This is a genomic window from Candidatus Methylobacter oryzae, from assembly GCF_003994235.2.
Lineage (GTDB): Bacteria > Pseudomonadota > Gammaproteobacteria > Methylococcales > Methylomonadaceae > Methylobacter_A > Methylobacter_A oryzae.
The window spans coordinates 20,336-38,006 of the sequence record NZ_RYFG02000097.1 but is presented as its reverse complement, the minus strand read 5'-3'; the positions used below and the strand labels follow the sequence as shown (position 1 = coordinate 38,006).

The 17,671-nt window shown below is 51.1% G+C and carries 16 protein-coding genes and 2 tRNA genes; 5 read left to right on the top strand and 13 right to left on the bottom strand.

Features of this window, described 5'->3' with window-relative positions; genetic code table 11:
* Window positions 1-113: 113 nt before the first annotated feature.
* The 11 genes from EKO24_RS11550 to EKO24_RS11500 form a co-directional block, all read right to left on the bottom strand.
* On the bottom strand, window positions 114-632 hold the full coding sequence (locus EKO24_RS11550; RefSeq protein WP_127029279.1) for a hypothetical protein: 519 nt from the start codon (window positions 630-632) through the stop codon (window positions 114-116).
* 36 nt (window positions 633-668) lie between these two features.
* On the bottom strand, window positions 669-1,622 hold the full coding sequence (locus tag EKO24_RS11545; protein ID WP_127029280.1) for a vWA domain-containing protein: 954 nt from the start codon (window positions 1,620-1,622) through the stop codon (window positions 669-671).
* Window positions 1,623-1,819: 197 nt separating this feature from the next.
* Window positions 1,820-2,380 carry an MxaK protein gene (locus EKO24_RS11540; RefSeq protein ID WP_127029281.1) on the bottom strand — a complete coding sequence of 187 codons (561 nt, stop codon included), beginning with the start codon at window positions 2,378-2,380 and terminating at the stop codon, window positions 1,820-1,822.
* Window positions 2,377-3,405, bottom strand: a complete 1,029-nt coding sequence (locus EKO24_RS11535; RefSeq protein WP_127029282.1) for a vWA domain-containing protein — start codon at window positions 3,403-3,405, stop codon at window positions 2,377-2,379. The genes EKO24_RS11540 and EKO24_RS11535 overlap by 4 nt, the downstream gene beginning before the upstream one ends.
* Window positions 3,402-4,277: a nonribosomal peptide synthetase MxaA gene (locus EKO24_RS11530; RefSeq protein WP_127029283.1), complete on the bottom strand. Its 876-nt coding sequence runs from the start codon at window positions 4,275-4,277 to the stop codon at window positions 3,402-3,404. The genes EKO24_RS11535 and EKO24_RS11530 overlap by 4 nt, the downstream gene beginning before the upstream one ends.
* The gene (locus EKO24_RS11525) at window positions 4,274-5,110 is read right to left on the bottom strand and encodes a DUF58 domain-containing protein (RefSeq protein ID WP_127029284.1); all 837 of its coding nucleotides are present in this window, start codon (window positions 5,108-5,110) and stop codon (window positions 4,274-4,276) included. The genes EKO24_RS11530 and EKO24_RS11525 overlap by 4 nt, the downstream gene beginning before the upstream one ends.
* Window positions 5,111-5,275: 165 nt before the next feature.
* The gene (locus tag EKO24_RS11520) at window positions 5,276-6,292 is read right to left on the bottom strand and encodes an AAA family ATPase (RefSeq protein WP_127029285.1); all 1,017 of its coding nucleotides are present in this window, start codon (window positions 6,290-6,292) and stop codon (window positions 5,276-5,278) included.
* 241 nt (window positions 6,293-6,533) lie between these two features.
* Complete coding sequence (locus EKO24_RS11515; protein WP_127029286.1) at window positions 6,534-6,818, bottom strand: methanol dehydrogenase [cytochrome c] subunit; 285 nt, start codon at window positions 6,816-6,818, stop codon at window positions 6,534-6,536.
* A 13-nt stretch (window positions 6,819-6,831) separates the two neighbouring features.
* Window positions 6,832-7,305, bottom strand: a complete 474-nt coding sequence (moxG, locus tag EKO24_RS11510; protein WP_127029287.1) for a cytochrome c(L), periplasmic — start codon at window positions 7,303-7,305, stop codon at window positions 6,832-6,834.
* A 28-nt stretch (window positions 7,306-7,333) separates the two neighbouring features.
* A complete protein-coding gene (moxJ, locus tag EKO24_RS11505; protein WP_127029288.1) occupies window positions 7,334-8,173 on the bottom strand; it encodes a methanol oxidation system protein MoxJ in 840 nt (279 codons plus the stop codon).
* Window positions 8,174-8,248: 75 nt separating this feature from the next.
* A complete protein-coding gene (locus tag EKO24_RS11500) occupies window positions 8,249-10,063 on the bottom strand; it encodes a methanol/ethanol family PQQ-dependent dehydrogenase (protein ID WP_127029289.1) in 1,815 nt (604 codons plus the stop codon).
* Between the two features lie 323 nt (window positions 10,064-10,386).
* Here EKO24_RS11500 and EKO24_RS11495 point away from each other — a divergent pair, with 323 nt between their 5' ends.
* A complete protein-coding gene (locus EKO24_RS11495) occupies window positions 10,387-11,043 on the top strand; it encodes a response regulator (RefSeq protein WP_127029290.1) in 657 nt (218 codons plus the stop codon).
* A gap of 227 nt (window positions 11,044-11,270) precedes the next feature.
* On the opposite strand, the gene EKO24_RS11490 is transcribed toward EKO24_RS11495, so the two are convergent.
* Window positions 11,271-11,801: an SRPBCC family protein gene (locus tag EKO24_RS11490; RefSeq protein WP_127029291.1), complete on the bottom strand. Its 531-nt coding sequence runs from the start codon at window positions 11,799-11,801 to the stop codon at window positions 11,271-11,273.
* Between the two features lie 230 nt (window positions 11,802-12,031).
* Between EKO24_RS11490 and EKO24_RS11485 the strand changes: the two genes are divergently transcribed.
* Both EKO24_RS11485 and EKO24_RS11480 read left to right on the top strand, forming a co-directional pair.
* Window positions 12,032-12,108: transfer RNA gene (locus tag EKO24_RS11485), tRNA-Arg, on the top strand.
* A 20-nt stretch (window positions 12,109-12,128) separates the two neighbouring features.
* Window positions 12,129-12,204 (top strand) — tRNA-Asn (locus EKO24_RS11480).
* A gap of 169 nt (window positions 12,205-12,373) precedes the next feature.
* Here EKO24_RS11480 and EKO24_RS11475 read toward each other — a convergent pair.
* Entirely contained in the window at window positions 12,374-13,201 is an 828-nt protein-coding gene (locus EKO24_RS11475; protein WP_127029292.1) for an undecaprenyl-diphosphate phosphatase, read from the bottom strand.
* A gap of 465 nt (window positions 13,202-13,666) precedes the next feature.
* Here EKO24_RS11475 and aceE point away from each other — a divergent pair, with 465 nt between their 5' ends.
* On the top strand, window positions 13,667-16,345 hold the full coding sequence (gene aceE / locus EKO24_RS11470; RefSeq protein WP_127029293.1) for a pyruvate dehydrogenase (acetyl-transferring), homodimeric type: 2,679 nt from the start codon (window positions 13,667-13,669) through the stop codon (window positions 16,343-16,345).
* A gap of 14 nt (window positions 16,346-16,359) precedes the next feature.
* Window positions 16,360-17,667, top strand: coding sequence for a dihydrolipoyllysine-residue acetyltransferase (aceF, locus tag EKO24_RS11465; protein WP_127029294.1), 1,308 nt, complete (start codon window positions 16,360-16,362; stop codon window positions 17,665-17,667).
* The last annotated feature ends 4 nt before the right edge of the window (window positions 17,668-17,671 follow it).

Genomic DNA, 17,671 nt, shown 5'->3' with positions numbered 1-17,671 from the left:
TTCACGACGTTGGGCTAGTAAGATGGGGGTTAGACCTTCCAGGTTTTTAAAACCTGGAAGGTCTGCTGTCCTTATAGCTGGACTGCCAACGCTCACCGTCATCTTTCGAGCGATTACTGCAAAAGGCCGGTATCTGCCTGCGCGTCATCGGATGGGTGGTAATGACTGTAAATAAGCGAAACGGCGGCAAGCGCACTTAACTGCCAGATGTAATTATCGAAATAAGCGACGCAAATAGTTATCAGGCCCAGGAACAACCCGGCAAAAATACAACGCCAGCCTCTTTTTATGCCGTCCAGATAAGTCGTTAGCGCCAGTATTAACAGCACGATCAAACCGGCCTCTTCGTGGAAGATTCTTCCTGAATTGTGGTAGGCGTAAATCACAATGCCCGCGCACAAGCCGCCCGACCAATGCAGCAGCCGCTCGGCAAGCGCTTTGGGGTTATCGCCATGCTGCTTGAATCGATAATAGTCGGGAGCGATAGCGATAGCGGTAAACAAAAATATCATCACAAACCAGTAATCGTGGCTCGCATGCCGATAGATATAAGCAATATAGGCGCCGAGCAGCGACAAAAGTAAACGTAGCGTAAAAAGACGGTGGGGTGATAGCAGGTTTTGCGTGTTCATGGGGTGTGCTCAAGAGGATGAATAAAGAACGGGGGGTTAGGAAAATCGACGGTATTTAGGCAGCTTCGGCAGGTAGACGAGGCTGAGCATCAGCAAGGCCAACAATGCCGGCCACCGGCGAATATCGGCCTGTACAACTTTTTCGGTCGCCAGTTTTGGGTCTTGCAATGCCCGGTTCAGGTTTTGCAGGTCGGTTAAGCGGGCGTAACTCAAGCCGGATTCGGCGGCCAATTTTTCCAAATAATTTTCCTGTAGGGCGCTTAGATGCTCGTTGCCGGTGGCGGCTTCGCTGCCGAACGGGGCGTTGCGCGCGTTGTAGCCTTTGATTTGCGACGGGTCCAGATTCGATTGTCCGAACCTAGAACGGTGCGGCACATCGTCTTGGTTATAAAACCCGGTTTGTTTGCCGTGGCTGTCGAATTTAGGGATAGGCACGGCCTGCAAGCCGCCGACGCCGATAATCATGCCTTTGGCTTGGCCCTTCACAGCCGAGAAATCGGTTTGGTAATTGGGATTAACCGGCGGGGCTTCCTGGCCGTCGGTAATAAAAATTACCGAGCTGTCGCTTTTTTGTAGCATTTCCAGCGTACTCATCAGGCCTTTGGCGATATTGCTGTCTGCGGCCCAGGCCATGCGCCAGTCGACTTTGCCGATCGCGGTGTCTATTTCCGTATAAGCGGAGCAAACTTCCAGCGGCTCGAATAACAGGGTCGAGCGTCTTTCGGTGAACAGGCCCAGGCCGACTTTGGATTCGCATGGTAGTTTCAGCAACAGTTCGCGTATGGTTTGTTTGACAAAATTCAGGCGGCTGACGGCCTGGTTGTCTTGCTGGTAGTCGGTTGCATTCATGCTGCGGGTAATGTCGATAATAAAGGTGTAATTGTAAGTCGGCGCTTTTTGCAGCCTGCTGGGGTAGATGAACAGCACCAGCATCGCTAAAGCGGCCAACAGCAGGCACCAGGTTCGATAATCTTTTAATGGTTTGTTCATTATTTTCTCGTTCTATTGGCGGCATGCCGGTATGCAGACCTTCCAGGTTTTAAAAACCTGGAAGGTCTAACTCGTAACGTTCTCAACAGATGTAGGCCGGAATACCCAAATGACGGTATTGAATAGACTTGTGTATAACAACGAGCGCGCCGTGCGTGAACGAGTGAAATTCGCACCCACGGTATTTCCGTGGCAAATCAAGGCAACCCACGCGGAAACCCCGGCACTGTCGTCCACAACTGCGATTTTTGGTTCTTAGATTCTTCGTCCGGCATGTCGATCCTGTCCATTTCCGGCAATAAGCGCATCGCGACTTCAAGGTTGTATTTGGCATCCCAGTTGCCGCTGTCCAAAGCCAAGGCTTGCCGGTAGGCCTGTTTCGCCAATCCGGTCAAGGGCAGGGCTTCGTTGATATTCATGGCCTTTGCTTGCTGTATGGCTTGCTCCAGGTACAGATTGCCTAGGTTGTAGCGGGCTTTGGCCTGGAATTTTTGATCGCCTTTGTCCATAACCAGGCTGAGGGTCGATAACGCCTCGTCGTAACGGTGTTTTTGCTTGAAATAAAAAGCCCGCGCCAGCCGTAATTCCGGTTCGCCGCCGATCACTTTATTAACCGCCACATCTTTTCCAGACATTAATTGCCGGATTAAATCGTTGTCTTGGCGAATGCCGTACAGCATCGCGGCGCTGTATAGAGCGCCCGATAAACTAACCGTTAACGCCGTCCACAGCGATATATGCCTGAGCCTCCTTATCATCGTTTGACCTCACAAAATTTAACGCCGAGCAGAACCAGCAGCAAGAAGGCCGCTACGCTGTAGCAAGCGGCCGATAAGTCCTGTTTGGGAATATGTTCGACATAGTGCATCGGCAGGTTTTCCAGCCGGTTGATGTCGGCAATTGCCTGTTTTAGCGCGTCCGGGCTTTCCGCTTCATAAGCTTGATAAGGGCTACCCAGGCCCAGGAAAAATTTGTGCAGGTAAAGTTCGGGCATAGCCCCGGCGTTGTCGTCCCGGCTGTCTTCCGGCTGGTCGAAAATACCGGGGCTGCCCGCCGTGCGCAGGAAAATCCAGTACAGGCGGACTTGCTGGCGTTTAAACCACTCCCGCAATTTCAGTTCGCTGTCGTGATCGATTGCCGCAGCGCCGTCCGAAACCAGCAATACAATCCGCGAGCCGGTGACGGATTGTTGTTCAAAAAACGAGATGGCCATCCCCAAGCCTTTGCTGACATGGGTAAAGCCCAGCGCCGGTGTTGCGGTCGCGGCAATTGCCGCCTGCACCGCGTTTTTGTTTTCGGTCAGCGGTATTACGAATAGCGGTGAAGTGCTGTATTCCGCGACTCCGATCAAATCGTTTTGCCGCTGTTTGACAAATTCTGTCAATAAGCGCCGCGCGGCTGCGGCTTTCGATTCTTCGGCAACTGCTCCATGCGTTGCTCTACCTCCGGCATCCCTGCCATCGTCCGAGCCGTTCGGCGCGCGTCCGGCAAATGTGTTATCCATGCTGCTGCTGCGATCGAGCAATAACACGATATGAGCGCCGTGGCCGATCCGCTCGCGGCTTTGTTCGGTGCGATGCAGGCCGGCCATGCCCAGCACCAGCCCGGCGATCGCGGCGACGGCGCACAGCCGCAAACAGCAGACAACAAAAGCCGACAGCGCGTCGCCGGGTATCAACGCCGTCCACGGTGCTGGGCTGGTGCGCATGCCGCTGTTGAACAGCGGTAACAGGGCGAGCACTAGGCCTGTCAAAGCCCAAGGGGTGTTAACCGCCAAATTCATCGGCTGCCTCGTTCGATCTTCCGGCATTGCTCGCAGAGGTTTTTTAGCTGCTGAAAATCCTGCGCGACAGTAATCATGCCGTCGGAAAAAAAATAACGGTTGGAATAGTTGAAGAACCAAACCAATTGAGCCTTTATTTGTAGATACTGCGGGTTGCGCCGGTAAAAATCGCTCAAACGGCTAGCAAACAGCGGCTGCCCGTTTAGGCTGTTCAAGGCGTGGTGGATAACGGTCAAGGCTTGTTCCATGTCGGTTTTAGACAATCCCGCCAGTTTGCGTAATGCCCGCTTAAACACGGTGCGCCGCGTCATGTTGGGAAAACAGCCGTATAAGTAACCCAGATAAGTCGCTATCGGCGCGGCAATGGCCAAGCTGGCGGTCAAGCCGTACCAGGCCTGGGTATTTGCCAATAACGGCGGCGGGCTGTCGGGGCGCAGGTATTCGCCCTGTTCGCTTTGGCGCGCCACCAGCTCCCTGAGCGGGGACAGCGTAAAACTCCAGGCGGGAACGTTTTGGCCGATGCTTTTTTCACCCTGGTTGAGTTGTACGGTAAAGCCGGGCAGGGTTAACGATTTAACCTCCAGCGGCGCGTAAAAAACTTGGTAGAGCAAGTCGATTTGATAACGACGGCCGCTTTGTTTAACCGTGATTTGATTCAGGTTCAGCCAGCGGTTGATTGAGCCTTTGGCCGGTAAGCTGCCGGTTTGTAAAGTAATACCCGGCCGGGTTTCGATCACAATGCGTTGGGGAATTTCATCGCCGTTAACGTAGCCGAACGGGCGCGGCGTTTCGACGTTAAAGTAACTGACCGGCTGATCGATCGAGCCGGAACAGCCCAGCAGAGACAACACCATGATTAGCAGGATTCTCATGCGGCCCTCTGCTGTAAATGGCGATTAACGGTTTGGCTGTTGTAGCCTTCGGTAATAAACAAGGGCTCATTGCCAAAGGCCCGGAAAATGTGTTTCAAGTCGTGTTGGCGTTGCCGGTAGGCGGCGACTATTTTTTGCCGTAAGGATGGACGCATAAATAGCGTGCGGCTCGCATGGCTTTCCATGTCTTGAAAAGAAATAAGTCCCCAATTGGGCAAGGCGGCGTATTCGTCCCGGTTCCATAGCACCAGCGGAACCAGATCGTGATCCTGTAACGAGCCCAGTACGGCGCGCAATTGAGCAAGCGGAAAATGACAGTCGGATAATAAAAATACCAGCGAACGCTCGGCAGGCAGAAAGGCCGAGGCGTTTTGCAGCCCGGTTGCACCAGCGGTAAATTTAAGGCGTTCCAGTTGTTTTGCCAGGGCCGACACCCTGCCCAAATGTTGGCCGGCGGGAAGCAGCCAGCGCTGCTCGATACGCTCGGTGCAACCGATAAAGCCGAACTTGTCGCCGTAATCGAATGCCGAATTGGCCGCGGCCAGCAAAAACCGGATCAAGGTTTGTTGTTTATCGGCATAGCCCATTGAGGCGGATAGGTCGGCAAGTAGATAGACGTTGACGCTGCTTTGCTGCTGATAGACGCGTACCCGGTACGACGAAAACGGGTCGAGTACGCTGGCGCGCAAGTCTATGCGTCTGGGGTCGGGGCTGGCAATCAGCGGTTCATGGCGCTTGAACAATTGCCCGGCGCCGACCATTTGTCCGGGATGCGCTCCCGGATAAACGGAGCTCGATTGCCAGGGTAAGCGGTAATGTAGCGTTTCGGTCATGGGGTGGTTTTTTACGATTTGATGTTTTTATGTTGTCCACGAAAGGTACGAAATAAAGCAACGGATGTTATTTAGTGGTGGAGCTTGGGAACTAAATATTTTCGTGTCTTTCGTGCTTTTCGTGGACTATCTGTGTAGGCCTTCCTAAAGAAGATGGAGCACGTTTCAAGGCGCAGCCACCTGATTCAAAATGCCCGTTATTAATTCAGGCAGCAGCTGTTCTTTCCTATAGGCATACAGCGGATTCAAAAACAGCCGGTGCGTCATGCAAACCGGAAAAACCGCTTGCAAATCTTCAGGCAACACATGATCCCGGCTTTCCAGCCAAGCGCGGGTTTTGGCGGCGCGAATCAAATAACTCATGCCGCGCGGACTGGCGCCGGCCATTAATACTTGCGGCATTTCGACGTCGGTTAATTGAACGCCGTATTGCTGCGGCCGCTGCGTGGCTTTCCACAAGCTCAGCGCGTAGGCATGGAGCTTGGGGCTGGTCTGTATATGTTGCTGCACGGTTTGCGCCAGCTCATTGAGCCGGTAATAAATACCGCTGTTAGCGACTTCTGCAATCAGCCGGTCGGTATCGTGGAAACGGGGATTGAATATCAGCTCGTCCAGTTCGGTATCGCCTCTGGGCATGTCAATGTTGATTTCCATCATGAAGCGGTCTTTGGCGGCGGCGGGCAGCTCGAAGGTTTCTTCTTTCTCGACGCGGTTGCGGTCGGCAAAAACCTGGATATGCGGAAAACGATAGTCGCGGTTAAAAGCGTTGATGCTGCGTTCGGCCATCGCCCGTAACAGCAAGGCATGGACTTGCGGCCGGGCGCGGTTGATTTCGTTGAAGAAGAAGGTGGCGAGTGTGTCGCCGTGTTTCAGCAACGGCCCGGGATCGACGCACGGCCTGCCTGCATCGTTTAAATAGGTGTAATAGATCAAGTCGGCGGGCATCAGGTCGATAGTGCCTTCAATGCGTTGGTAATCGCCGCCCAAGCCTTGGGCAACCGCTCTTAGCAGCGTGGTTTTGCCGACGCCGACATTGCCTTCGAGCAATACATGGCCTCTGGCGAAAACGGCCAGGACGATATGCCTGACCGCAGGTTGCAGGCCGATAACGGTTTGATTGATTTGTCGTTCGAACTGTAACGCTTGCTCGCGCCAGTCGCTAAGCTGGATGTTTGTGTTCATTGATTTTGTAAAAAAAACGTTCCGATTTGTACGATTATGTGTAGGCCGGAATATCCACCGGGCACGAGTCAGTTGGTTCGAGCGATAGCGAAAATCGGTATTTCCGGTAAACGCCTAGACCTTCCAGGTTTTTAAAGCCTGGAAGGTCCGGATACTGAGGGATCGACAAAAAAGGGCATAAGATGCAAACAGGCTAACAAGGGGACGGAAGATAGGGATGCATCTATGCCCAAAACCATGGCTATTCGATGTCGTCTACGTCATAAACAAACTTACCGGTCTTGGCCAGATGTTCCTGGCGTTTTTTATTGCGCGCTTCCATTTCCATAATCGATTGGGCCTGTTTATTCAGTTCGTTGACATCGTGTTTCGGGTCGTATTTGCTGCCCGCCACTTTTTCCGGGTAACCCGGCTTGGGTTCCCAGCAAACGCCCGGTTCTTTGCAGTTCTGGCCGTCGTAAGCGATAGCCGAATAGGACAGCGCCGCGAACACTACGGCCGCATTAATCAATAGTATTTTTTTCATCTGTTTTTCCTCGCTATTTCAGCCACTTGGCTTTTTTGGGATCGCCTTTGTAGATGTCCCGTATCCAAGACATAATCATCAGCATTTCATCGGTCGATAAGTTGACGTATTGCGGCCCCATCATGCCGTTGGCGCCGCCGAACAAGACTTCGAACAAGCCCTTGTCAGTCGCATTGGCAGGATAAGTCCAGTAATCGTCGGCCAGTCCCGGCCCTAATTTGCCTTCGGCTTCGTGGCCGTGACAGCCGGAGCAGGCCGTCAAATAAAGGTTATGGCCTTTTTCTACGGCTTCCTTATTGCCGTTGTAAGGGTTCTTGCCCGTTTCCTTAAATTGATTGAAAACGGCTTCGTTACCGCCCGATTTGGCGACGCTCATGTCCAGCGGCGCGCCGGTAATGGCGTTACGAAAGGTTATTTCCGCTAAAGCCGCCGAGCTGATCAACACCAGGCCGGCAGCCGATACGGCGAATAATTTTTTTCTGTTCATTGTTAAGACCTAATTTCTTTATGATTTTTTACGACGCGTTGGGTTCGGCAAGCAAAGGGACGCCTTCTTTCTCCAGCAACTCGGTTATTTCATCCCGCTTGTCTTCAATAACCTTGTTCAGCTGAGCCAGTAAGGCCGGATCGTTTTTGCGGACGCCCATTGATGTGCTGTAATGAGACCCTACTTTTTGACCGTCGGCGCGAACGTTGTCGTCAGGAATCATCGTCATCGTCAACGGTGTCGGCGATGCTTTAACATAACGCGCGGCAGACGGTCCCCAAAGGGCGGCAACTTCGGCATGACCCGATGAAATCTCGGAGACCAGCTTCGAGGTTTCGTATTTGATGTACTGGTTACGCGCGGATTTAAAACCTACCAGCTCCTGGGAATAATTGAACATATCGTTGTAACGCCCGATAGCCTTCATCATCGCTTCCGGCGGAGTGCCGGGTACAAAAGCGATGCGTTTTACTTTGCGTAGCGCCGCGCTATCCCAGCTAAGCAAATCCAGCTTATCGGCTTCACGCGAGATGAAGACGTAGCCGGAACGGTAATAAGGCTGGGTGGTCAAAACGCGGGGATCGCCTTTATCGACACCTATTGCCACATCGCACAGTCCTTTATCCAAGGTGTCGCGTATGTAATAACGCGGGTCGCTCCAGCTAACGTATTCGACTTTTCTGTCCAGGGCTTTGCCTACCAGTTCCGCCAATTTATTCTCGAAGCCTTCGCCAGCCTTATTGGAATAAGGCATTTCGTTTTCCGCCGCGCAGACCTTTAGCGGTTTGTTTTGTCCGGCCAGGGCTGGGGGGATTGCTAAACCGCAGCTCAAACATAAAGCTGTTATTAAAAATTTGTTTATCTGCATATTTACTCTCATTAATGCCGGTTTAATGTAGTTACTTCGCCGGTTCCCAAGCTGGAGCTTAGGAACCGGCACAACTTAATAACCCAATGCAAAGACCATCACGCCACCGCCTTGTTGCGTGTAATGCGCCAGTTCTTTAAACGCGCCGACCGCGCCCAATCCCGCAGTTGGGTCTTGCAAGTCGAACACTAGACCGACGCCGGGCCAGCCGCCGACACCGTAGTAAATTGCGACATATTGCTTGCCTTTGTGTCCGAAAGTAATCGGATGGCCGATAACGCCGGAAGGCAGTTTGAATTTCCATAATTCTTTACCGTTCCGTGAATCCAGCGCTTTGATGTAACCGTCCAGGGTGCCGTAGAAAACCAGGTCGCCCGCTGTAGCGGTGGTACCGCCCCAGACCGCGAATTTTTCCTTGACTTCCCATTCGAATTTACCGGTCACGGAGTTCATCGCTTTCACTTGTCCCAAGGTGCCTTTAGGCCCCGGATACATGTTCAGCGTCGCGCCGACAAAGAACTGTCCTGCGCGGTAAGGCAGCATGAACGGTTCCCAGTCCATGCAGATATGGTTGGTGCCCATGAAGAACAGTTTTTTGTTCGGATCGTAAGATTCGATGCCCTGGTTGTGGTAACCCATCGCGGATGGACAAATGCCTTTGGCTTCATGATCCATGTGCGTGGAAAACTCAGGGTCGCGAACCGGCAGGCCGGTTTTCAGGTCGACTTTTTTAACCCAGTTGACGGTATCGTCGATTTTGAATGCGTTGACCAAATCGCCGTTTTCACGGTTCAGGGTATAAACCAGGCCGTTGCGGTCGGGATGGGTCAGCAGTTTGGTCATTTTGCCGTTAACCATCTGCTCCGATAAGCCCATGTAGTTGACGCCGGCGTAATCCCATTCGTCATGCGGCGTTTTTTGATAACCGAATTTTGCTTCGCCGGTATTGATGTCGCGGCCCCAGATGGTCATCGTCCATTTGTTGTCGCCGGGGCGCATGGTTTCATTCCACGGTGCCGGGTTGCCCGAGCCGTAATAGAGCATATCCAGGTCGGGATCGAATGCGTACCAGCCCCAGTTGGTGCCGCCGCCGATTTTCCAGGCGTCGCCTTCCCAGGTTTTAAGGCCCAGGCCGAATTGGCCGTAATGCGGGTTGGCGCTGTTAAAATCCTTGGCGAGTTTAATATCTTCGTCGGGACCGGTCGCATAAACGCGCCATGCCTGTTTGCCGTCTTTAATGTTATAGGCGGTGGCGTATCCTCTTACGCCCAATTCCGCGCCTGAACTGCCGACAATGACTTTGTCCTTAGCCACAAAAGGCGCGACGGTCAGCGTGGAACCCATCGCAATATCGGAGTTCTCCATTTTCCACAATAACTCGCCGGTCTTGGCGTTTAACGCGACGATATGGCCGTCCAGTTGATTCTGGAAAATAGTCGCCGGATAACCGTCGCCGGCGGGCGCGTAAGCCAAGCCCCTATTGACTACGTCGCAACAAGCTACCGCGCGGGCGGCCGGGTTTTGTTTGGGTTTGTATTCCCACAAAATTTTATCCGGCTGATCCAGGTCGATAGCAAAAATATTGTTAGGGAACGGCGTATGCACATACATGATGCCGTCAATAACCAGCGGTCCGCCTTCATGCCCGTTCAGTACGCCTGTGGAAAACGACCAGACCGGCTGTAGATGCTGGACGTTGTGCGCGTTGATCTGGGTCATTTCACTAAAGTGGGTGGCGCCGTAGTCTTTGGTCTGCATGACCCAGTTAGTATCCTCTTTTGACAGTCTATCCAGGGCTTTGTTGGCCTGTGCCGGTATCGAAACCGATAATAAGGCGCCGCTACAGACGGCGGATGCGACAGCGGTGCGGGTGAATTTGGAAATCCGCATAGTTCCTCCAGGGGTTGTGGTTGTTGTACTTATATAAAGCCAAGCCCGTGCGTATCAATAAAGGTTAAGTAAGTAACCCGCTTTCTTGATCAAGACGTTTGCAATGCTTCATTGAACGGCAGGGCTGAGCAGGCGCCCATAGTACGGGAGCGGTTGCTTGCAGCGTTACGGAATAAGCCCGGAAATCGTCGGGAAAAATCCCGGAATAAACCGAGAAAATTTCCTGCGTCATGGATGGGATAAAACGGGAAAAGCTCCTATCGATTTGCCGTTTATAAACAGGCATGATGACTGTTTTGACGCGTGAATTAAGGAGCAAAATAGTGGCGGGCAAGATTAGTGTGTTATTGGTGGATGATCATGCCGTGGTTCGGACGGGTTACAAAGCCTATCTTTCCTTATCGGATAAAATCGGACAGATTTATGAGGCGGACCGGGGCGAAACGGCATGCCAAATGTACAATCGGCATCGTCCCGATATTGTGGTAACGGATCTATCGATGCCGGGCATAGGCGGTTTTGAGAGCATCAGGCGTCTGCTCAATCGCGACCCTCACTGTAAAATTCTGGTATTCAGCATTCACAATGAATTAGTTTATGTGACGCGTGCGCTTGCAGCCGGAGCCAGGGGCTATATTACTAAAAGCAGTGTGCCTGAAACGCTGATTAATGCAGTGCATAAAATTGCCCAAGGAGGGACGTATGTCGATCCTGAAATTGCCCAGCAACTGGCCGTTTCGATGGCCGGAGAGCAGGACGAGGCGGAAAAGATCAAGCAGCTTTCGCCAAGAGAATTCGACGTATTTTGTTTGTTGGCGAATGGCTACACCGTTCGTAAAGCGGCGGAAAAGCTGTGTTTGAGTTACAAAACGGTATGCAACCACGGTACCGTCATCAAGGAAAAAATGGGCGTGGAAACGCTGGCCGAGTTGACTTTGCTGGCAAGTCGGCAAGGGCTTATTGAGGTGCATGAAAATTAATCATCTGCTGTCGCGCATACGGATGATAAAAAAGCGTCGTCCACGAAAGGTACGAAAATACTAGACAGACCTTCCAGGTTTTCAAAACCTGGAAGGTCTAACGGACAGCATCCTGAATGCCGGATATGACATTGCCGGCGAGAAATTACGGCTGATATTTTTTCGTGCTTTTCGTGGGCACTGCGTAACATCAGTTAATCATGATAAAGGTGAAAAAATATCTTTCATCATTTTTCCAGCTTTTGTTTTAGCCCTATCAAACCGTTCTTAAAAAATGCATTCATCGCTTTAACTGCGGCGGCGTCATTCAGGTTTTCCGGCGGGGTATTGCCGCTATCGCCACGATAGAATCGGCTTTTTAGCGTAACCACGCTGGTGTTGGCGTCGTCTCCGGCCGTTACTTGGAGGTTAGTGGTGTGCGAACCGACCGGAAATGCCGTTACGTTTTCGACTTTAAGGCGATAATTGTATTCATGATCTTTATCGCTGTAAAAATCCAGGCTCTCTACCAGTTGTCCGTCATTTTGCAAAGTAATGGTCCGGATGCCGTCTGGGGCGTTTTTGCCATCGCCTGAGCTGGCTTTAACGTCGGGATGCCAGTTGGCAATGGCGTCGAATTGCTTGATTACGTTCCAGACTGTATCAACAGAAGCATTAATCGTGATGCTTTCTTTGGCTTTTTGCGGAGTCGGGCCGTGAGCAACAGAAGCAACGGGAAATAAAAGGAAGCCTAGTAATATTAAGGGTAAGCGGTTCATGTCAGTAATGCCATTAATTAAAACGATCTATTATTCATAAAACCGGGTAAAAGGTATCGGGTAACTTTCCTGATAATAGCGGGGAAATTTTCGTTTTTCAGAAAGTTTGAAACTCTGCTAAGTATCTAACTAATAACTTAAAAAAATTTTTCTAAGAAATATTTACAAAAATTATAAAATTTATTGTTGACAAAGTAGGGGTAAAAACTCATAATAAGCGTCTCAGTAAGGCGCCCGTAGCTCAGCTGGATAGAGTACACGGCTACGAACCGTGCGGTCGGGAGTTCGAATCTCTCCGGGCGCGCCATATTGAGGTAAAAAGTTTAATCCCCTGTAGCTCAGTCGGTAGAGCGGATGACTGTTAATCATTAGGTCGGCGGTTCGAGCCCGTCCGGGGGAGCCAAATAAAGAAAAGCCTTGAATGCAGATTCAGGGCTTTTTTTATGCCTGCTGTTTTCTTATGCGGGCGATAAGGCTTATCGAATTTCTCCTTTAAGCCTCAATTGACCTCTTCTAAAGAGAGTGTTGATGGTGCTTCTTAAGCTTTCTGGTTTGGCCGCTTGGAATCGGTATTAATCGACAGTCCATTGCGCCAAGCCGCTATATGACGTGGCGATAACGATTAGGCCAAAGATTATGCGGTACCAGGCAAAAATAATGAAATCGTGATGGCTGATGTAGCGCAGTAATGCTTTGATGGCCAGTAGTGCGCTGAGAAATGCGGCAATCAATCCTGCGGCAAAGTAGGGGGTGTCGGTTGCCAAATCCAGTAAATCGCGGTGTTTATATAAATCATAAAGGCTGGCAGCCACGAGTGTGGGAATCGCTAGGAAGAATGAGAATTCGGTTGCCGCTTTGCGCGATAAGCCGAATAGCAGGCCGCCAATGATTGTAGCTCCTGATCGTGACGTTCCAGGGATTAAGGCGAAAGCTTGTGCGAAGCCGAGCTTTAAAGCATCCAGCGGACTTAGGTCTTCAACTTCGTGGATACGGATTTTATGTTCCCGTTTTTCCGCCCAAATAATTACAAAAGCCCCAATAATAAAAGCCAATGCGACTGGAATAGGTTTGAATAGTACGGCTTTGATGTGTTTGCCGAACAGTAAGCCCAGGCTCGCTAGCGGTACGAAAGCAATCGCCAGGTTGAGGGTGAATTTTTGTGCCTGCGGCTGATTGGGTAAGCCGATAATGATGGCAGCGATTTTGGCTCGGTATTCCCAGCATACGGCCAATATGGCGCCGACCTGAATGACAATTTCAAATAATTTGCCTTTGTCGTCATTAAAATTCAGCAAATCGCCAACCAGAATTAAATGCCCCGTACTGGAAATGGGTAAAAATTCGGTTAAGCCCTCGACAATGCCCAGAATGATAGTTTTAATCGTTAATATAAGGTCCATAATATAAAATCCATGCGTTAGGTAAGGTGGGTGGGGAGTGCATATGCTCTGGTTTTCAGTGGTTTTATCTATAATAAACCGCTCTGTTGCAAAAAAACAAACATATGCTGAGTAAAGGTCGGATTTATCATCTTGGATTCAGCGGCAAGATGGCTAAAACGGCTATCTGCTTTCTTGGTATTGTTTATAGTGTACGTAATAATTCCACCATTTCTGGCCTTGTTTTTACTATTTCAGTAAAATATCCGGTTATGATTACATTGACAGATATTTGCTCCTGCAATTCAGCATTCTCTATATATACGGGTTATGTAGAAAATAGAGCGCTAAAAGTAAGCGCTTTACAACTGCATCGACCTAGGAGATAGCAATTGCAGAAGGCTTGCCGATGTGACTCTTTTGTGCCCTACGGGTGCCCAACCTACATTTTTAATCCATGTATATTCGTCGTAACAGGATCAATCAATGACCAATAGTTTAATCTCAAAAATCACCGGACAGGATGATATCGATCCAGCAGAAACCAGGGAGTGGATTGAAGCACTGCAAGCCGTGCTGGAACACGACGGCAGCGAACGTGTGCATTTCCTGATTGAGCAATTGGTATCGGTAACCCGCAAAGCCGGATTCGATATTCCTTTCAGTGCCAATACCCCTTACGTCAATACTATTCCTGTTGAACAACAGGCGCAGTTTCCCGGCGATGTAACTATAGAACACACTATTCGCGCTTATGTTCGCTGGAATGCGATGATGATGGTGCTGAGAGCGAACAAGCACACTAACGTCGGCGGTCATATTGCCAGCTTTGCGTCGGCAGCTACTTTATACGATGTCGGCTACAACCATTTCTGGCGTGCGCCTTCGGAGCATCATGACGGCGATTTGGTCTTTACTCAAGGCCACTTAACGCCTGGGGATTATTCCCGTGCGTTTTTGCAGGGACGATTGACCCTGGAACAAATGGATAACTTCCGTCAGGAAGTGGATGGCAACGGTTTGCCGTCTTATCCCCATCCTTGGCTAATGCAGGATTTCTGGCAGTTCCCGACCGTATCCATGGGGCTCGGGCCGATTATGGCCATTTATCAAGCGCGTTTTATGCGCTACCTGGAAGATCGCGGTCTTGCCGATACTTCCGAGCGCAAAGTTTGGAGTTTCCTCGGCGACGGCGAAACCGACGAACCCGAATCATTGGGCGCGATCGGCATGGCCGGACGGGAAAAACTGGACAATCTTATTTTCGTTATTAACTGTAATCTGCAGCGTCTGGACGGTCCGGTGCGCGGCAACGGCAAAATTATTCAGGAATTGGAAAGTGAGTTCCGCGGCGCCGGCTGGAATGTAATTAAATTGGTTTGGGGGCAACGTTGGGACGCGTTGTTGGCGCGCGATAAAGAGGGGTTGTTGGTGGCTCGGATGATGTCTTGCGTCGATGGCGACTATCAGACCTTTAAAGCTAAAGACGGCGCTTATGTGCGCGAGCATTTCTTCAATACGCCTGAATTAAAAGCCATGGTTTCCGATTGGTCCGACCGCGATATTTGGGAGCTTAACCGAGGCGGACACGATTCAATTAAGGTTTTTGCAGCTTTCCACGCAGCGGTACATCATAAAGGCCAGCCCACCGTCATTCTAGCCAAAACGATTAAAGGTTACGGCATGGGCGCATCGGGAGAGGCCCAGAATATTTCTCATCAACAGAAAAAGATGAGTGCCAGTTCGCTGAGTAATTTCCGCGATCGTTATGCGTTGCCGGTAACCGATGAACAACTGCAAGAATTACCTTATATCAACTTTGCAGAGGGTTCAAAGGAGCTGGCTTACATGCGGCAGCGTCGTATGGAGTTAGGAGGCTATTTGCCGGCCAGAAGGGCGAAATCTTATGCGCTCGATGTTCCTGTGTTAAACGATTTTAAAGCATTGCTGGAAGCCAGTGGTGAAGGACGCGAGATTTCCACTACCATGGCTTTCGTACGCCTGCTCAACATCCTGGCCAAAGATGAAAATATCGGCAAGCGTATCGTGCCGATTGTTCCCGATGAATCGAGAACTTTCGGGATGGAAGGCATGTTCCGGCAATTGGGTATCTGGTCTCAGGTAGGGCAGTTGTACACTCCGCAAGATGCCGATCAGTTAATGTTCTATAAGGAAGACAAGCACGGACAGGTTTTGCAGGAAGGCATCAACGAAGCCGGCGGATTATGCGACTGGATCGCGGCGGGTACTTCGTATTCGACCCATAACGTGCCGATGATTCCGTTCTTTATTTATTATTCGATGTTCGGCTTCCAGCGTGTCGGCGACCTGATCTGGGCCGCAGCCGATCAGCGTACTCGCGGCTTCCTGATGGGCGGTACGGCGGGCAGGACCACTTTGAACGGCGAAGGCCTTCAGCACGAAGACGGGCACAGCCATTTGATGTCGGCAACCGTGCCTAACTGCGTTTCCTATGACCCGACCTATGCGTATGAATTGGCGGTGATTATTCAGGACGGCTTGCGGCGCATGTATGTTGAGCAGGAAGACGTTTTCTATTACATCACCGTGATGAACGAAAATTACGCTCATCCTGCAATGCCTAAAGGCGCCGAGCTGGATATACTGAAAGGCATGTACAGTTTCAAAAAAGGCGCTAAAAAGAAAGGGCCTCGCGTACAGTTATTAGGTTCGGGAACGATTTTCCGCGAAGTCGAAGCCGCCGCCGAATTGTTGCGCAACGATTGGAGCGTCGAAGCCGACTTGTGGAGTTGCACCAGCTTTACCGAACTGGCCAGAAACGGTCAATTCTGCGAGCGTTGGAATCGACTGCATCCGACCGAAACTCCCAAGCAATCGCATGTGGCGCATTGTCTTGCCGATGCGGAAGGTCCTGTTATTGCCGCCAGCGATTATACCCGTGCCTTTGCCGAACAGATTCGCAGTCTTATTTCCGCCCCTTATACCGTGCTGGGTACCGATGGTTTCGGCCGTTCAGATACGCGCGAAAACCTGCGCCGGTTTTTTGAGGTGGACCGTTACCATGTAGCGATTGCCGCGCTAAAGAGCTTGGCGGACTTAGGTCGGTTCGATGCCGCCAAAGTGGATGTGGCTATTGCCAAATACGGTATTAACCCTGAAGCAGCAGCTCCCTGGCTAATCTAACGGAAGGATATAAGATGGCTTTTTTAATTGAAATTAAGGTTCCTGATGTCGGCAATGCCGCAGATATTGATGTAGTAGACGTATTGGTTAAACCGGGGGATGAAGTAAAACTGGAGCAAACGCTGGCGGTGCTTGAAACCGATAAAGCCAGCATGGATTTACCCGCTAGCGCGGCCGGTAAGGTGCAGGAAGTTTTCATCAAGCCCGGCGATAAAGTTTCCGAAGGGACATTGATTGCGACGGTATCGGCAAGCACTGAGACAGTCGCTGCCGCAGCTGAACAGCCGGCACCGCCAGCAGTTGCGCCCGCACCGGTAGAGAAAGCGCCGGAGCCCGTCAAGGAGTCGGCCGCAGCAACGCCTGAACCGGTTGTCAGCAAGCCTGCGCCTGCGCCGGAAATTCCCACTAATAATGTCTCTGTTCATCCTGCTCATGCGACACCCGCTGTCCGTCTTTTTGCCCGCGAACTGGGCGTCGATATACAAAAAATTACAGTCGGCACCGGCCGTAAGGGACGCATTTTAAAAGACGATGTGAAAAACTTCGTCAAGAAGGTCATGGCAGAAGGCGTGGCTCAAAGCGGCAGTGGAATCCCGGCAATGCCGAGCATCGATTTTTCACAGTTCGGCGATATAGAAGAGCAGAAGCTTGGCAAGATCAAACGCTTGACCGGGCAGAACCTAAGCCGCGTCTGGCTGAACCTACCGATGGTTACTTATCATGAGGAAGCGGACATTACCGAAATGGAAGCTTTTCGCAATGCGCTGAACGCTGAAAAATCCAAGGACGATGTCAAACTGACAGGCCTGGTATTTATCATCAAGGCACTGGTTGCGGCCATGCAGCAGTTCCCGCAGTTTAATGCTTCGTTGTCTGCCGATGGCGAAAAATTAATACTCAAGAAGTATTTCAATATCGGCATTGCCGTCGATACGCCCAATGGTCTTGTGGTGCCGGTGCTGCGCGACGTCCACCGTAAAGGTATCAATGAATTGTCTGCCGAATTGGCTGAAACAAGTAACCGGGCGCGTCAGGGTAAGTTGATGCCTGCCGAGATGCAAGGCGGATGCATCACCATTTCCAGTCTGGGCGGTATCGGCGGCACGGCTTTTACGCCTATCGTCAATGCTCCGGAAGTGGCTATTCTTGGCGTCACCCGGGCCAAGATGCAACCGCTATGGGATGGCAAGGAATTTGTGCCTCGCCTGATGTTGCCGCTCGACCTGACTTACGATCATCGCGTCATCGATGGGGTGGAAGGCGCCCGTTTCATGGCAGCTATCAAACAGTATTTGGGCGATATTCGCCGCTTGTTACTTTAATCAG

Excerpts from the sequence above, each read along its gene's own strand:
- EKO24_RS11550 (WP_127029279.1), bottom strand. The coding sequence starts at position 632 with ATGAACACGCAAAACCTGCTATCACCCCACCGTCTTTTTACGCTACGT.
- EKO24_RS11545 (WP_127029280.1), bottom strand. The coding sequence starts at position 1,622 with ATGAACAAACCATTAAAAGATTATCGAACCTGGTGCCTGCTGTTGGCC.
- EKO24_RS11540 (WP_127029281.1), bottom strand. The coding sequence starts at position 2,380 with ATGATAAGGAGGCTCAGGCATATATCGCTGTGGACGGCGTTAACGGTT.
- EKO24_RS11535 (WP_127029282.1), bottom strand. The coding sequence starts at position 3,405 with ATGAATTTGGCGGTTAACACCCCTTGGGCTTTGACAGGCCTAGTGCTC.
- EKO24_RS11530 (WP_127029283.1), bottom strand. The coding sequence starts at position 4,277 with ATGAGAATCCTGCTAATCATGGTGTTGTCTCTGCTGGGCTGTTCCGGC.
- EKO24_RS11525 (WP_127029284.1), bottom strand. The coding sequence starts at position 5,110 with ATGACCGAAACGCTACATTACCGCTTACCCTGGCAATCGAGCTCCGTT.
- EKO24_RS11520 (WP_127029285.1), bottom strand. The coding sequence starts at position 6,292 with ATGAACACAAACATCCAGCTTAGCGACTGGCGCGAGCAAGCGTTACAG.
- EKO24_RS11515 (WP_127029286.1), bottom strand. The coding sequence starts at position 6,818 with ATGAAAAAAATACTATTGATTAATGCGGCCGTAGTGTTCGCGGCGCTG.
- moxG (WP_127029287.1), bottom strand. The coding sequence starts at position 7,305 with ATGAACAGAAAAAAATTATTCGCCGTATCGGCTGCCGGCCTGGTGTTG.
- moxJ (WP_127029288.1), bottom strand. The coding sequence starts at position 8,173 with ATGCAGATAAACAAATTTTTAATAACAGCTTTATGTTTGAGCTGCGGT.
- EKO24_RS11500 (WP_127029289.1), bottom strand. The coding sequence starts at position 10,063 with ATGCGGATTTCCAAATTCACCCGCACCGCTGTCGCATCCGCCGTCTGT.
- EKO24_RS11490 (WP_127029291.1), bottom strand. The coding sequence starts at position 11,801 with ATGAACCGCTTACCCTTAATATTACTAGGCTTCCTTTTATTTCCCGTT.
- EKO24_RS11475 (WP_127029292.1), bottom strand. The coding sequence starts at position 13,201 with ATGGACCTTATATTAACGATTAAAACTATCATTCTGGGCATTGTCGAG.
- aceE (WP_127029293.1), top strand. The coding sequence starts at position 13,667 with ATGACCAATAGTTTAATCTCAAAAATCACCGGACAGGATGATATCGAT.
- aceF (WP_127029294.1), top strand. The coding sequence starts at position 16,360 with ATGGCTTTTTTAATTGAAATTAAGGTTCCTGATGTCGGCAATGCCGCA.